Raw genomic sequence first — 12,540 nt, forward strand, 5'->3', positions numbered from 1 at the left:
GAGCACGGCCACGAGGAAGAGCACGGCCACGAGCACGAAGGCGGCAAGGACCCCCACATCTGGCTCGACCCGGTCAAGTACGCCGAGGTCGCCGAGGGCGTCGGCAAGGCCTTCGAGAAGGCCGACCCGGACCACGCCGCCGACTACAGGAAGAACACCGAAACCCTGGTCGGCAAGCTGAACGACCTCGACGCGAAGTTCGAGACCGGCCTGAAGAACAAGAAGACCGAGGTCTTCATCACCACGCACGCCGCCTTCGGCTACCTCGCCGAGCGCTACGGCCTGACCGAGGAGGCCATCAACGGCCTCGACCCCGAGTCCGAGCCCAGCGGCGCCCGCGTGAAGGAACTCTCCCGGACGGCCGAGGCCGACGGCGTCACCACCGTGTTCTACGAGACGCTCGTCAGCGACAGGACCGCGAAGACCCTCGCCGACGACGCCGGACTGAAGACGGACGTCCTCGACCCGATCGAGGGCATCACCGACAAGTCCCGCGGCGACGACTACTTCCAGGTCATGGAGTCCAACCTCAAGGCCCTGCAGACGGCCCTGGGCGCCAAGTGATCGACCACCGGAGGGCGGCAGCATGACCGAGCCCGTCATATCCCTGCGCGGCGTCCGCGCCGACCTCGGCTCGCGCCCCGTCCTGCGCGGCATCGACCTCACCGTGCACCGCGGTGAGGTCGTCGCCCTGCTCGGCGCCAACGGCTCCGGCAAGTCGACGGCCGTGCGCAGCATCATCGGCCAGGTGCCCGTCGGCGCCGGCGAGATCGAGCTGTTCGGCACCCCGCGGCGCCGCTTCCGCGACTGGGCGCGCGTGGGCTACGTCCCGCAGCGCACCACCGCCGCGGGCGGCGTGCCGGCGACGGTGGCCGAGGTCGTCTCCTCGGGCCGCCTCGCGCGCACCCGCTTCGGCGTCTTCCGCAAGGCCGACCGCGAGGCCGTGCGCCACGCCCTGGACCTGGTCGGCATGGCGGACCGCGCCAAGGACTCCGTCGACGCGCTGTCCGGCGGCCAGCACCAGCGGGTCCTGATCGCCCGCGCGCTCGCCTCCGGACCCGACCTGCTGATCATGGACGAGCCGATGGCGGGCGTCGACCTGGCCAGCCAGGAGGTCCTCGCCGAGACGCTGCGGCACCAGGTCGCCGAGGGCGCCACCGTCCTGCTCGTCCTGCACGAACTGGGCCCGCTGGAGCCCCTGATCGACCGGGCGGTCGTCCTCCGCGACGGCTGCGTCCTGCACGACGGCCCGCCCCCGAAGGCCGTCGGCCAGCACGCGCTGCCCGGCCACGACCACGTCCACCCGCACGCACCGGCGGGCGCCGAACCGATCCGCACGGGACTGCTGAGCTGATCCGATGGAAATCCTGAACTACGCCTTCATGCAGCGGGCGCTGCTCGCCGCCGTCCTGGTCGGCATCACCGCCCCCGCCGTCGGCATCTACCTCGTGCAGCGCCGCCAGGCCCTGATGGGCGACGGCATCGGCCACGTCGCCATGACCGGCGTCGGCCTCGGCTTCCTGCTCAGCTGGTCCCCGGTGTGGATGGCCACGCTCGTCTCCGTCCTCGGCGCCGTCCTGATGGAGCTGATCCGCTGGTACGGCAGGACCCGCGGCGACATCGCCCTCGCGATGCTCTTCTACGGCGGCATGGCGGGCGGCGTGATGTTCATCAACCTCGCGCCGACCGGCTCCAACGCGAACCTCACCTCGTACCTGTTCGGCTCCCTGTCGACGGTCTCCGAGTCCGACGTGACGGCCATCTGCGTCCTGGCCGCGTTCGTCGTCCTGGTCACGATCGGCCTGCGCCGGCAGCTGTTCGCGGTCAGCCAGGACGAGGAGTTCGCGCGGGTCACGGGCCTGCCGGTGCGCTTCCTGAACCTGCTGACGGCGATCACGGCGGCGGTGACGGTCACGGTCGCGATGCGGGTGGTCGGCCTGCTGCTGGTGAGCGCCCTCATGGTGGTCCCCGTCGCGGCGGCCCAGCAGCTCAGCCGCAGCTTCGCCGCCACCTTCGCCATCGCCGTCGCGATCGGCGTGAGCGTGACCATCGGCGGCACGGTCACCTCGTACTACCAGGACGTGCCGCCCGGCGCGACGATCGTGCTGCTGACGATCGGCGCGTTCATCGCGCTGACCGCGCTGGCCACCCCGCTGGCCCGCCGCCGCGCCCGGGCGCTGGCCGCCGCCCAACCCGGCGGCGATCCCGCGGAGTGCGCGATTCCAGCCAGCCGCGAGGCCACCGACGGGATCGGCGTCTGACCCACCTCTGCCCGGACTGGCACAATGGCCCGGGCAGAGGCAGACGTGAGGAGGCAATCCGGTGACGACCGCAGGACCGCCCGTGAAGGGCCGCGCCACCCGGCAGCGTGCCGCTGTGGCGGCTGCGCTCCAGGAGGTCGACGAGTTCCGCAGCGCGCAGGAACTCCACGACATGCTCAAGCACAAGGGCGACTCGGTCGGGCTCACCACGGTCTACCGCACCCTGCAGTCCCTCGCCGACGCCGGCGAGGTCGACGTCCTGCGCACCGCCGACGGCGAGTCCGTCTACCGCCGCTGCTCCACCGGCGACCATCACCACCACCTGGTCTGCCGCGGCTGCGGCAAGGCGGTCGAGGTGGAGGGCCCGGCCGTGGAGAAGTGGGCCGAGGCCATCGCCGCCGAACACGGCTACGTCAACGTGGCGCACACGGTCGAGATCTTCGGCACCTGCGCGGAGTGCGCGGCGGACCGGGGCGCCTGAACCACGTCGAGCTGCGGGGGCCCGGGGACTTCGGTCCCCGGGCCCCTTCGTCTCACTGCCCGCCTTCCATCGCCAGCAGCTCCTCGTTCGGGATCGCGCCGCCGAAGCGGCGGTCGCGGGAGGCGAATTCGAGGCAGGCGCGCCACAGGTCACGGCGGTCGAAGTCCGGCCACAGGACGTCCTGGAAGACCATCTCGGCGTAGGCGCTCTGCCACAGCAGGTAGTTGGACGTGCGCTGCTCACCGCTCGGCCGCAGGAACAGGTCCACGTCCGGCATGTCCGGGTAGTAGAGGTACCTGGCGAAGGTCTTCTCGTTCACCTTCGACGGGTCGAGCCGCCCGGCCCGCACGTCCTCCGCGAGCGCCTGCGCGGCGTCCGCGATCTCCGCGCGCCCGCCGTAGTTCATGCAGAAGTACAGCGTCAGCCGGTCGTTGTCCTTGGTCTGCTCCTGGGCGATCTGGAGCTCCTTGGCCACCGACTTCCACAGCTTGGGCATCCGCCCCACCCAGCGCACCCGCACCCCGAGCTCGTCCAGCTGGTCGCGGGTCTTGCGGATGAAGTCGCGGTTGAAGTTCATCAGGAAGCGCACCTCGTCCGGCGAGCGCTTCCAGTTCTCGGTGGAGAAGGCGTACAGGGAGATGGCGCCGACGCCCATCTCGATCGCGCCCTGGAGCACGTCCAGCACCCGCTCGGCCCCGACCTTGTGCCCCTCGGTGCGCGGCAGGCCCCGTTCCTTGGCCCAGCGCCCGTTGCCGTCCATGACGATCGCCACATGGTTCGGGACCAGCTCCCCGGGGAGCTTCGGGGGCCGTGCGCCGGAGGGGTGCGGTTCCGGCGTCCTGTACTCCCGGCGCTGGCGCCCCAGGAACCCGCGTACGGCCATGTGTCTCTCGTCTCCTCGTGCCGACGGTTTCGTACTTACTTCTCGACGTACCGGAGCGAACGCAGCCCGCGCTCCAGATGCCAGTGCAGGTAGGCGGACACCAGCCCGCTCCCCTCCCGGACGTACCGCGCCTCGCACGCGTCCGCGGTCTCCCAGTCTCCCGTGAGCAGCGCCCCGAGCAGTTCCAGGGCCTGCGGCGAGGGTACGACGCTGCCGGGCACCCGGCAGTCGACGCAGACGGAGCCGCCGGACGCGACCGAGAAGAACCGGTTCGGCCCGGGCATCCCGCACTTCGCGCAGTCGCCGAAGCTGGGCGCGTAGCCGTTGACGGCGAGGGAGCGCAGCAGGAACGCGTCGAGGACGAGATGCGGCGCGTGCTCGCCCCGGGCGAGCGTCCGCAGGGCCCCGACCAGCAGCAGATACTGCTGCACCGCCGGCTCGCCCTCGTGGTCGGTGAACCGCTCGGCGGTCTCCAGCATCGCCGTGCCGGCGGTGTAGCGGGCGTAGTCGGTGACGATCCCGCCGCCGTACGGCGCGATGGTCTCGCTCTGCGTGCACAGCGGCAGGCCGCGCCCGACCAGCTCGCTCCCCTTCGAGAAGAACTGCACGTCCACGTGCGAGAACGGTTCGAGGCGCGCGCCGAACTTCGACTTCGTCCGGCGCACCCCCCTCGCCACGGCGCGTACGCGGCCGTGACCGCGCGTGAGCAATGTGATGATCCGGTCCGCCTCACCCAGCTTCTGGGTGCGCAGCACGATGCCGTCGTCGCGGAACAGACTCATGGCATCCATTGTCGCCCACGTTCAAGGCACCTCACCGCGGCTGCGGGCATTGGCGTACGCGGTCGCCGCACGCAGCCGCTCGGCCGGGGTCGCCTGGCGGACGGCACCCGGGTCGGCGTCCCACTCCCTGCCGCCGCCGTACGGTCTCAGCTGGACGTAGGGCCCCTCATGCCCCATCACGATGCCGATCCGCTCGGTCCGGGTGTCCACGACGCACGCACCGACCGGCGGCTTCACCGCACCACCGCCGACGCGATCCTCCGGGCGGTCTCGACGGAGCACCGTCCCAATTCGACGAGCGGACAGGGCGCCTCCCGCGCAAGACTCACCGGGTCCAGCCCCAGTGACGGCAGAGTGATTCCGGCCTTCGCGAGTGCCGCCCGCAATTCTTTCACCGCTTCCTCCGCTTCTTCGACGCAGAGCGCCGAGTGCTGTGCCTTCACCGTGATCCCCTTCCCGTTCGACTTTCACTCTTCGCATCACAATGGTGACCTTCCGCGCTTACACTCGGGAAGGGTTTGCGCGCTACAGGCGCGGGGCTGCGCAAAGGGGCGGAGAAGGGGGCAGCAATGGCCAACGGTTCGCGCCAGGCGGCGTGGGAGTTCTTCGGTGCGGAGCTGAAGCGGCGACGCGAGGACACGGGGTTCACGCAGGTGGAGCTGGGGGCGCGGGTGTTTGTCTCCGGCGGCTATATCGGCCAGTTCGAACAGGCCATTCGGAAACCTCAATTGGATGTGGCGCAGCGGATCGACGAGGCGCTGCAAACCGACGGTGTTTTCGAGCGATTGTGCAGGAAGCTGATTGAAGACCGGCGGTATGCGGATTACTTCGCGGGGGTGGTGGAGCTTGAAGCGCTGGCGACAAACATCTCCGAGTTCGCGCCCGCGCTGGTGCCGGGACTCCTCCAAACTCCGGAGTACGCGCGTGCAGTCACGCTGGCGATGAACCCGTTCGCGCCGGACGAGTACATCGAGGAGAAGGTGTCCGGCCGGATCGAGCGGGCCCGGATCCTCAAGGACGCCACGCGCCCCGGGTACTGGGTGATCCTGCACGAGAACGTGCTCCGCGTGCCCGTCGGCGGGCCCACCGTCATGGCCGAACAACTGGAGCACGTGACCAAGCCGGCGCGGACGCGGACGGTGGTGGTGCAGGTGCTGCCGTACGCGGCGGGGGCGTACGCGCTCATGAACGGGATGGTCGTGCTCATGGAGTTCGAGGACGCACCGCCAACGGCCTATACGGAAGCCGTGTATTCGGGGAACCTGCTCGATGATCCGGCCGTGGTGAAGCGAACGCACTCGGCATACGATCTGCTCAGGGCCGCCGCCCTGTCCCCTGAGGCGTCCCTGGCCCTGATCGAATCGGCCGCGAAGGACCACAGACGATGCGCGAGTACGTCCTGAGCAACGCACAGTGGCGCAAGAGCAGCTACAGCGACGGCAACGGCGGAAGCTGCGTCGAGGTCACCGACGCGGTCCCCGGTGTCGTCCCCGTCCGGGACAGCAAGCTGACCGACGGACCGGTGATCGTCGTCGGGTCGACGGCCTGGACGGAGTTCGTGGGCACCGTCGGGGCCACGTGTCAGCACCCGCCCGCTGCGGCCCACCCCTGCCCCTCACCCTCCGCCCTGGGGTAAACCCCAGGGGAAACAGGCCCGTTGTCCGGATGTGAGGTGCGGCGGGTGTGGGCGAGGCTCAAGGGCATGACGCAGACCACACGCGACGCCGTCCTCACCGCCGTACCCGCCGCCCTCCTCGTCGCCCTGCTCCCGCCACTGACCGCCTCCGCCGTACCCGCCGCTCCGGCGACCGCCGCGTCCTCCCTGTCCTGGGGGCCCTGCGAAGGCACGGGCACCGGCTCGGACCCCCGTCAGCAGTGCGCCACCCTCCGCGTCCCCATGGACTACGCCGATCCCCGCGGCCCGGAGATCTCCCTCGCGCTGTCCCGGATCCCCGCCGAGAACCCGAAGGCCCGGCGCGGAGCCCTGTTCCTCATCCCCGGCGGGCCGGGGGGCTCCAGCCTCAGCGCCCCCTCCGGCAAGGGGCAGAAGCTTCCGCGGGAGGTGCGCGACCGGTACGACCTGATCGGGTTCGCCCCGCGCGGGCTCGCCCCGTCCACGGCCGTCGACTGCGGGCTGGAGCACGGCGACCTCGCCGCCACCAGGCTGCGTCCCTGGCCCGCTCCGGACGGCACGATCGACGCGAACATGGCCACCGCGCAGCGCATGGCGGACGCCTGCGCGCGCAACGGCGGCGAACTGATCCGGCACCTCAGCACCGCGAACAACGCCCGCGACCTCGACCGCGTCCGGGCCGCGCTCGGGGAGCGGAGGATCTCGGCGTGGGGCGTGTCGTACGGGACGTACGTCGGAGCCGTCTACCGCCAGATGTTCCCGCACCGGACGGACCGGATCGTGCTGGACAGCAACGACGACCCGGACCCGGCCCGGGTCGCCCGCGCCTGGCTGGCCGGGCACGAGCAGGGCGTGGAGGACACCTTCCCGCACTTCGCCGCGTGGGCGTCGGCGCCCGGCAACCCGGACCGGGTGGCGGAGACGGCCGCCGAGGTGCGCCCGGTGTTCCTGCGGCTCGCCGCCCGCCTCGACCGCGAGCCGATCCCCTGGCCCGGCGCCAACCCCGAGGAACTGAACGGCGACGTCCTGCGCCAGACCATGCTGGACAGCCTCTACCGGCCCAGCCGCTACCCCGCCCTGGCGCAGCTGATGCTGGCCGCGCAGGCCGGCACGGTGCCGCCCGCGCCGGCCTCCCCGCCGGAGCCGGTGCTGCAGAACGTCGCCGCCGTGGGCGCGGGGACGCTCTGCAACGACGTGGCCTGGCCCAAGTCCCCCGCCGCGTACGAGAAGGACGTCGCCGAGAGCCGCGCCAAGTACCCGCTCACCGCCGGCATGCCGCGCAACGCCATGCTCTGCGCCGCCTGGCCGTACCCGCCCCGCGAGGCTCCGGTGCGGATCACCGACCGCGGGCCGTCCAACGTCCTGCTGGTGCAGAACGAGCGGGACGTCGCCACCCCGCTGAGCGGCGCGCTGAAGCTGCGTGAGGCGCTCGGCCGCCGGGCCGTCATGGTCACCGTGAACTCCACCGGCCACGACGCCTACCTCGCCCACGGCAACGAGTGCGGCGACCGCACGGTCTCCCGCTTCCTCGCGACCGGCGAACGCCCCGCCCGGGACGTGTACTGCCGCTGAGGAACGGGGCCGGCGGAACCTTCCGGACCGCTCGTCCGACCGGACGATGAACTGCCGATGACGCCGTTGGCGTGACGTTTCGCCCCGGTCGCAACCGGGGCGGGCGCGGTCGGTCTCCTGTCCTGCAGAACCGACACCCCTGGGTGAGGAGACCGACATGACCGCCACCGCTTTCGAGTACGGCCCGGACCACGCCTTCGCCGAGGGCGACTACCTGCTCTCCCCGCCGAACCCGGCCGACCGTCTCGACACCGCCATCGCCCCGCGCGACCGCCGGCGGCTGGAACTCCAGGCGGCCCTCACCGCGGCCGGCGTCCCGCCCCGCCCCGAGGACCGCGAGGCCATCGACAGCCTCAGCGCGCTGTCCGCCGGCATCAACACCACCATCCAGCGCTGGCTGCACCACACGCTCTGACGGACACGGGCCCGCCCGCGTGTCACGGCGTCCCCGGCGCCACCAGCCCCGACTCGTACGCCACGATCACCAGTTGGGCCCGGTCCCGTGCCCCCAGCTTGCCCATGATCCGGCTGACGTGGGTCTTCGCCGTGAGCGGGCTCAGCCCCAGCGACTCGGCCACCTCGGTGTTGTTGAGCCCGCGCGCGACCAGCGTGAGCACCTCCCGCTCGCGGTCCGACAGGCAGTCGGGCCCGGCGGTCACCGGCGGGGACGGGTTGCGCAGGAACCGCTCGATCAGCCGTGCCGTGGGGCCCGGTGAGAGCAGGGCCTCGCCGGCGGCGACCGTGCGGATGGCGTCCAGGAGTTCGGCGGGCCTGGTGTCCTTGACCAGGAAGCCGGAGGCGCCGGCGCGCAGCGCGTCCACGATGTTCTCGTCGGTGTCGTAGGTGGTGAGGACGAGGACCTTCACCCCGGCGAGGTCCTCGTCGGCCGCGATGAGGCGGGTCGCCTCGATGCCGTCGAGGTCGGGCATGCGGATGTCCATGACGACGAGGTCGGCACGCTCGGTGCGGGCCAGCTCCGCCGCCCGACGGCCGGTGCCGGCCTGGCCGACGACCTCCATGTCGGGCGCCGACTCGACGAGCATCGCGAACGCCTCGCGTACGAGGGTCTGGTCGTCGGCGAGCAGCACTCTGATGGTCATCCGCTTCCTTCCGCGGTCGTGACGGACTCCGCCGGAGCCGGAGCCGGAGCCGGAGCCGAATGCGGAGCCGCGGGAGGTGCCAGCGGCAGGGTCGCCGTCACCTGGAAACCGCCCCCCGCGCGTGCTCCGGCGTCGAGTGTGCCGCCCACGCTGCGCGCCCGTTCCCGCATGCCGACCAGACCGAACCCGGGGTTGCCGCCGGGCGCGGGACCGGTGCCGTCGTCGGTGACGGACAGGTGCAGGGCGCCGTCCTCCTCGCGCAGGTCGATGCGGACGGACGGTTCGGGGCCGGCGTGGCGGACGGCGTTGGTCAGCGCCTCCTGCACGATGCGGTAGGCGGCGGCGCCGACGGCGGGCGGGACCGGGCCGTGCCGGACGGTCCGCTCGACGCGGGCGCCCGCGAGGCGGGCGGCCTCCACCAGGTCGGGCACGCCGTCGAGGCCGGGCAGCGGGCCGCGGGCGTCCCCGGAGCCGTGGTCCCGGAGCACCTCCAGCGTCGTACGGAGTTCGCCGCGGGCCGTCCGGCACGTCTCGGCGATGTCGTCGAGGGCCTTGGCGACGGTCTCCCGGTCGAGCCGTTCGGGGTCGGCGGCCAGGACGTGCGCGGCGACGGAGGTCTGCACGCCGATGAGGGTGATGCTGTGGGCGAGCAGGTCGTGCAGGTCGCGGGCGATGCGCAGGCGTTCCTCGGCGACCCGGCGGCGGGCCTCCTCCTCGCGGGTGCGTTCGGCGCGTTCGGCGCGTTCGACGATGGCGGCGACGTACTGGCGGTAGAAGCGGACGTCGACGCCCAGGAAGAGCACGGCGATGACCCAGCCGGTGATGCGCACCAGCTCCACGAAGCCGTCGGGGTTGGTGAGCGCGTTCATGGTGAGCGTCACGCCGATGATGCAGGAGCCGACGATCAGCGTGCGGCGCGGTGTGCCGGTCGCCGCGACGGTGTACAGGGCCAGCATGGAACCGGCGACGGGCGCGGCGTGGTTGTGGTCGAGCGCGTGGTAGGGCGCGATGCAGGCCAGGACGAGCAGCAGCACGGTCAGCGGCCGGCGTCGCCGCCACGCCAGGGGCACGTGACCGGTGAGCAGCAGCGCCCAGCCGAGCGCGTCGGGTCTGCGGCCGTGGTCGACGAGCAGGGCGACCGCGACGGCGACGGCGGCGAGGAAGGCCGCCAGCACCGCGTCGTTGCGGACGGCGTGCGGGGCGGTCAGGGGGTCGCGGTTGATCGCCGCCATGATCCGCTCGCCGGTGCCGGGGCGCTCGGGTGGCGTGGTCGGGGGCGTCGGGTGGTCCGCTGTCGTCGTTGCCTGCACGGGGTTCATCCTCCGGGAGGAGGGCGCCCCTCCGGGAGGGAGGGGCCCCTTTGTCGTCGCGCCGGTGCTACACCGGTTCCGGCTGCCGTTCCTGCCGTACCGGCTCGGGCGCCCGGGAGAGCCGGCCCGGCCACCACACCCGGCGCCCCAGGGCGACGCTCGCGCTGGTGACGAGGTAGGTGCGGACGAGGAAGGTGTCCAGCAGGACGCCGACCGCGATGACGAAGCCCAGTTCGACGAGTTGCACCATCGGCATGGTGGTGAGCACCGCGAAGGTGGCCGCGAGGACGAGCCCGGCGGAGGCGACGACCCCGCCCGTGGTGCGCAGCGCGATGAGCGCGGCCTCGGCGGGTTCGGTGCCGTTCAGGGACTCCTCGCGCATGCGGTGCACGAGGAAGATGCCGTAGTCGACGCCCAGCGCCACCAGGAACACGAAGGACAGCAGCCCCAGCCCCGGGTCCGTGCCCTCGAAGCCGAGGAGCGGCCCGAAGACGAGTCCGCCGATGCCGAGGGCGGCGCCCCACACGGCGACCACGGCGGCGACCAGGAGCAGCGGCGCGACCAGGGAGCGCAGCAGGGCGACGAGGATGAGCAGCACGGACAGCAGCACGATCGGCACGACGATCATCGTGTCGCGGGCGTTGGTGTCCTCCAGGTCGATCTGCTCGGCGCTGGCGCCGCCGACGTAGGAGCCGTCGAGGTTCTCGCGCAGATCCTTGATGGCGGCGGTCTCGCCGGCGGACTGGGGCGGGGCCGCGGCGAGCACGGTGATCTCGGTCCAGCCGCCGCCGCTGCGGCCCCGCTCGGCGCTCTGGACGCCACGGGTGTCGCGGGCCTCGGCGAGGGCGGCGTCGGCGCGGTCCGTGGGGGCGATGACGGTGATGGGCCGGGTGCCGCTCTCGGGGTAGGCGGCGGCGAGGGTCTCCATGGCGGCGACCGCGTCGGGCTTGGTGGTGAAGGAGTCCTCCTGCTTGAGGGTGCCGGGCAGGTTCAGCGTGCCCAGGGCGAGCGCGCCGAGCAGGACGGCGCCGCCCGCGAGGACGGTGAGGGGCCGGCGGCCGGCGGAGCTGCCCATGGCGGTGAACAGGGAGCGGCGGGCCTTGGGGGTGCTGCCGTAGCGGGGTACGAGCGGCCAGAAGACGCGGCGGCCGAGCAGGACGAGGACGGCGGGCAGCAGGGTCAGCATGGCGGCCAGGGCGCACAGCACGCCGACGGTGCCGAGCGGGCCCATGCCGCGGCTGGAGTTGAGGTCGGCGGCGAGCAGGCACAGCAGTCCGGCGGCGACGGTGCCGGAGGAGGCGAGCACGGCGGGGCCGCAGCCGCGCAGCGCGGCGGCCATGGCGTCGTACGGCCGCTCGACGCGGCGCAGCTCCTCCCGGTAGCGGGAGACGAGCAGCAGCGCGTAGTCGGTGCCCGCGCCGAAGACGAGGATCGTCATGATGCCGGCGGACTGGCCGGACACGGGGGTGTCGAACCACTGGTTGAGGCCGTAGGCGACGCCCATCGACAGGTAGTCGGCGATCCCCGCGACGGTGAGCGGGACGAGCCACAGGAACGGGCTGCGGTAGATGAGGATCAGCAGCAGGGCGACGACGCCGGCGGTGGTGTAGAGCAGCGGTCCGTCGAGGGAGTCGTAGACCTCGGAGGCGTCGGTGGCGAGCGCGCCCGCCCCGCCGACCTCGACGCTCAGCCCGTCACCGCCCCGGGCGATGTCCCGTACGGCGTTCACCAGTTCGTCGCGGGCTTCCTCGTCCTGGCCGGGCTCGGTGCTGGCCACCGGGTACATCAGGGTGGTGCCGTCCTCGGACGGCACGGCGGCCGGCCGGCCGGTCAGCGTGTGGGCGCCCGCGATCTCGGCGATCTGGTCGGCGGCGGTGGCCTTGTCGGTGGCGGTCAGGCCGCCGTCCCGGTGGTAGACGACGACCATCTCGGTGGCCTCGCCGCCGGGCAGCCGGTCCTGGATCTTCGCGACCTGCGTGGAGTCGGCGCTCGCCGGCAGATAGTCGACCGCCCGGTCGCGCTGTACGTCCGACAGCTTCGAGGCGAACGGCGAGGCGAGCGCCAGCACGGCGATCCACAGCCCGAGCACCAGCCAGGGCACGGCTCGCCGTCGCCCCGAACTCATTTTCCCTGCGGCCCCCATGGGACGGGTCTCCCTCCGGTCGGGTGTCTGGGTCGGTCTCCAGACTCCCGGCGCGAAGGGGCCGGTTCGTCGGGCGCGAGGGCGAGTTGCGGGGTACTGCGCGGGGCGGTGCGGGGGCGGGGATACTCCCGGGGGAGTAACCGGGGCCGGTACGCGGGGCGGCCGGCCCGTGCCCCGCCCGGTCCTGCCGGTCACCCGGGTGCCGATCCGCTCGGCCCCTGCCGGTCACCCACGTGCCGCCCCGCTCAGCCCCTGCCGGTCACCCACGTGCCGCCCCGCTCAGCCCCTGCCGGTCGCCCACGTGCCGCCCCGCTCAGCCCCGGTCGACCATCCAGGTGCCGTCCTCCTCGTCGTCGACCCGCACCTCCAGTTCGC

The 12,540-nt window shown here is 72.6% G+C and carries 15 protein-coding genes; 8 read left to right on the forward strand and 7 right to left on the reverse strand.

The genetic code is table 11. From position 1 onward, the window contains the following. From RIM90_RS13160 to RIM90_RS13175, 4 genes are all read left to right on the forward strand, one after another. Positions 1-564 (forward strand): metal ABC transporter substrate-binding protein (locus RIM90_RS13160; RefSeq protein WP_309060851.1); only part of this gene is annotated, 564 nt, incomplete at its 5' end. A 22-nt stretch (positions 565-586) separates the two neighbouring features. Continuing rightward, positions 587-1,354, forward strand: a complete 768-nt coding sequence (locus RIM90_RS13165) for a metal ABC transporter ATP-binding protein (protein ID WP_309060852.1) — start codon at positions 587-589, stop codon at positions 1,352-1,354. 4 nt (positions 1,355-1,358) lie between these two features. Further along, the gene (locus RIM90_RS13170; RefSeq protein WP_309060853.1) at positions 1,359-2,261 is read left to right on the forward strand and encodes a metal ABC transporter permease; all 903 of its coding nucleotides are present in this window, start codon (positions 1,359-1,361) and stop codon (positions 2,259-2,261) included. Between the two features lie 61 nt (positions 2,262-2,322). Then, positions 2,323-2,742, forward strand: a complete 420-nt coding sequence (locus RIM90_RS13175) for a transcriptional repressor (protein WP_309060854.1) — start codon at positions 2,323-2,325, stop codon at positions 2,740-2,742. Between the two features lie 52 nt (positions 2,743-2,794). Here RIM90_RS13175 and RIM90_RS13180 read toward each other — a convergent pair whose 3' ends face one another. From RIM90_RS13180 to RIM90_RS13195, 4 genes are read right to left on the reverse strand one after another with little or no spacing between them, the layout of a single operon-like run. After that, on the reverse strand, positions 2,795-3,625 hold the full coding sequence (locus RIM90_RS13180; RefSeq protein ID WP_309060855.1) for an isoprenyl transferase: 831 nt from the start codon (positions 3,623-3,625) through the stop codon (positions 2,795-2,797). A gap of 35 nt (positions 3,626-3,660) precedes the next feature. Further along, positions 3,661-4,407 carry a DNA repair protein RecO gene (recO, locus tag RIM90_RS13185; RefSeq protein WP_309060856.1) on the reverse strand — a complete coding sequence of 249 codons (747 nt, stop codon included), beginning with the start codon at positions 4,405-4,407 and terminating at the stop codon, positions 3,661-3,663. 21 nt (positions 4,408-4,428) lie between these two features. Next, positions 4,429-4,644 (reverse strand): hypothetical protein, encoded by a 216-nt coding sequence (locus RIM90_RS13190; protein WP_309060857.1) that lies wholly within the window; start codon positions 4,642-4,644, stop codon positions 4,429-4,431. Further along, positions 4,641-4,850, reverse strand: a complete 210-nt coding sequence (locus RIM90_RS13195; RefSeq protein ID WP_309060858.1) for a hypothetical protein — start codon at positions 4,848-4,850, stop codon at positions 4,641-4,643. The genes RIM90_RS13190 and RIM90_RS13195 overlap by 4 nt, the downstream gene beginning before the upstream one ends. Positions 4,851-4,976: 126 nt before the next feature. Between RIM90_RS13195 and RIM90_RS13200 the strand changes: the two genes are divergently transcribed. From RIM90_RS13200 to RIM90_RS13215, 4 genes are all read left to right on the forward strand, one after another. Continuing rightward, entirely contained in the window at positions 4,977-5,810 is an 834-nt protein-coding gene (locus RIM90_RS13200) for a helix-turn-helix transcriptional regulator (RefSeq protein ID WP_309060859.1), read from the forward strand. Further along, the gene (locus RIM90_RS13205) at positions 5,792-6,043 is read left to right on the forward strand and encodes a DUF397 domain-containing protein (protein WP_309060860.1); all 252 of its coding nucleotides are present in this window, start codon (positions 5,792-5,794) and stop codon (positions 6,041-6,043) included. Before RIM90_RS13200 ends, RIM90_RS13205 begins: the two co-directional genes overlap by 19 nt. 66 nt (positions 6,044-6,109) lie before the next feature. Further along, positions 6,110-7,612 (forward strand): alpha/beta hydrolase, encoded by a 1,503-nt coding sequence (locus tag RIM90_RS13210; protein WP_309060861.1) that lies wholly within the window; start codon positions 6,110-6,112, stop codon positions 7,610-7,612. Positions 7,613-7,769: 157 nt separating this feature from the next. Further along, positions 7,770-8,027, forward strand: a complete 258-nt coding sequence (locus tag RIM90_RS13215) for a hypothetical protein (RefSeq protein ID WP_309060862.1) — start codon at positions 7,770-7,772, stop codon at positions 8,025-8,027. A 22-nt stretch (positions 8,028-8,049) separates the two neighbouring features. On the opposite strand, the gene RIM90_RS13220 is transcribed toward RIM90_RS13215, so the two are convergent. The 3 genes from RIM90_RS13220 to RIM90_RS13230 are packed head-to-tail and all read right to left on the reverse strand — an operon-like array spanning position 8,050 to position 12,165. Next, positions 8,050-8,712, reverse strand: coding sequence for a response regulator transcription factor (locus RIM90_RS13220; protein ID WP_309060863.1), 663 nt, complete (start codon positions 8,710-8,712; stop codon positions 8,050-8,052). Continuing rightward, positions 8,709-10,031 carry a sensor histidine kinase gene (locus RIM90_RS13225; protein WP_375165437.1) on the reverse strand — a complete coding sequence of 441 codons (1,323 nt, stop codon included), beginning with the start codon at positions 10,029-10,031 and terminating at the stop codon, positions 8,709-8,711. Before RIM90_RS13225 ends, RIM90_RS13220 begins: the two co-directional genes overlap by 4 nt. Before the next feature lie 58 nt (positions 10,032-10,089). After that, complete coding sequence (locus RIM90_RS13230) at positions 10,090-12,165, reverse strand: MMPL family transporter (protein WP_309060865.1); 2,076 nt, start codon at positions 12,163-12,165, stop codon at positions 10,090-10,092. Positions 12,166-12,540: the final 375 nt, after the last annotated feature.

This window comes from Streptomyces sp. (assembly GCF_031181555.1).
Taxonomy (GTDB): domain Bacteria; phylum Actinomycetota; class Actinomycetes; order Streptomycetales; family Streptomycetaceae; genus Streptomyces; species Streptomyces fimbriatus.

Bases quoted from the DNA above. Each gene is read 5' to 3' on its own strand.
- RIM90_RS13165 (WP_309060852.1), top strand. From the start codon at position 587: ATGACCGAGCCCGTCATATCCCTGCGCGGCGTCCGCGCCGACCTCGGC.
- RIM90_RS13170 (WP_309060853.1), top strand. From the start codon at position 1,359: ATGGAAATCCTGAACTACGCCTTCATGCAGCGGGCGCTGCTCGCCGCC.
- RIM90_RS13180 (WP_309060855.1), bottom strand. From the start codon at position 3,625: ATGGCCGTACGCGGGTTCCTGGGGCGCCAGCGCCGGGAGTACAGGACG.
- recO (WP_309060856.1), bottom strand. From the start codon at position 4,407: ATGAGTCTGTTCCGCGACGACGGCATCGTGCTGCGCACCCAGAAGCTG.
- RIM90_RS13200 (WP_309060859.1), top strand. From the start codon at position 4,977: ATGGCCAACGGTTCGCGCCAGGCGGCGTGGGAGTTCTTCGGTGCGGAG.
- RIM90_RS13205 (WP_309060860.1), top strand. From the start codon at position 5,792: ATGCGCGAGTACGTCCTGAGCAACGCACAGTGGCGCAAGAGCAGCTAC.
- RIM90_RS13210 (WP_309060861.1), top strand. From the start codon at position 6,110: ATGACGCAGACCACACGCGACGCCGTCCTCACCGCCGTACCCGCCGCC.
- RIM90_RS13215 (WP_309060862.1), top strand. From the start codon at position 7,770: ATGACCGCCACCGCTTTCGAGTACGGCCCGGACCACGCCTTCGCCGAG.
- RIM90_RS13220 (WP_309060863.1), bottom strand. From the start codon at position 8,712: ATGACCATCAGAGTGCTGCTCGCCGACGACCAGACCCTCGTACGCGAG.
- RIM90_RS13225 (WP_375165437.1), bottom strand. From the start codon at position 10,031: ATGAACCCCGTGCAGGCAACGACGACAGCGGACCACCCGACGCCCCCG.
- RIM90_RS13230 (WP_309060865.1), bottom strand. From the start codon at position 12,165: ATGGGGGCCGCAGGGAAAATGAGTTCGGGGCGACGGCGAGCCGTGCCC.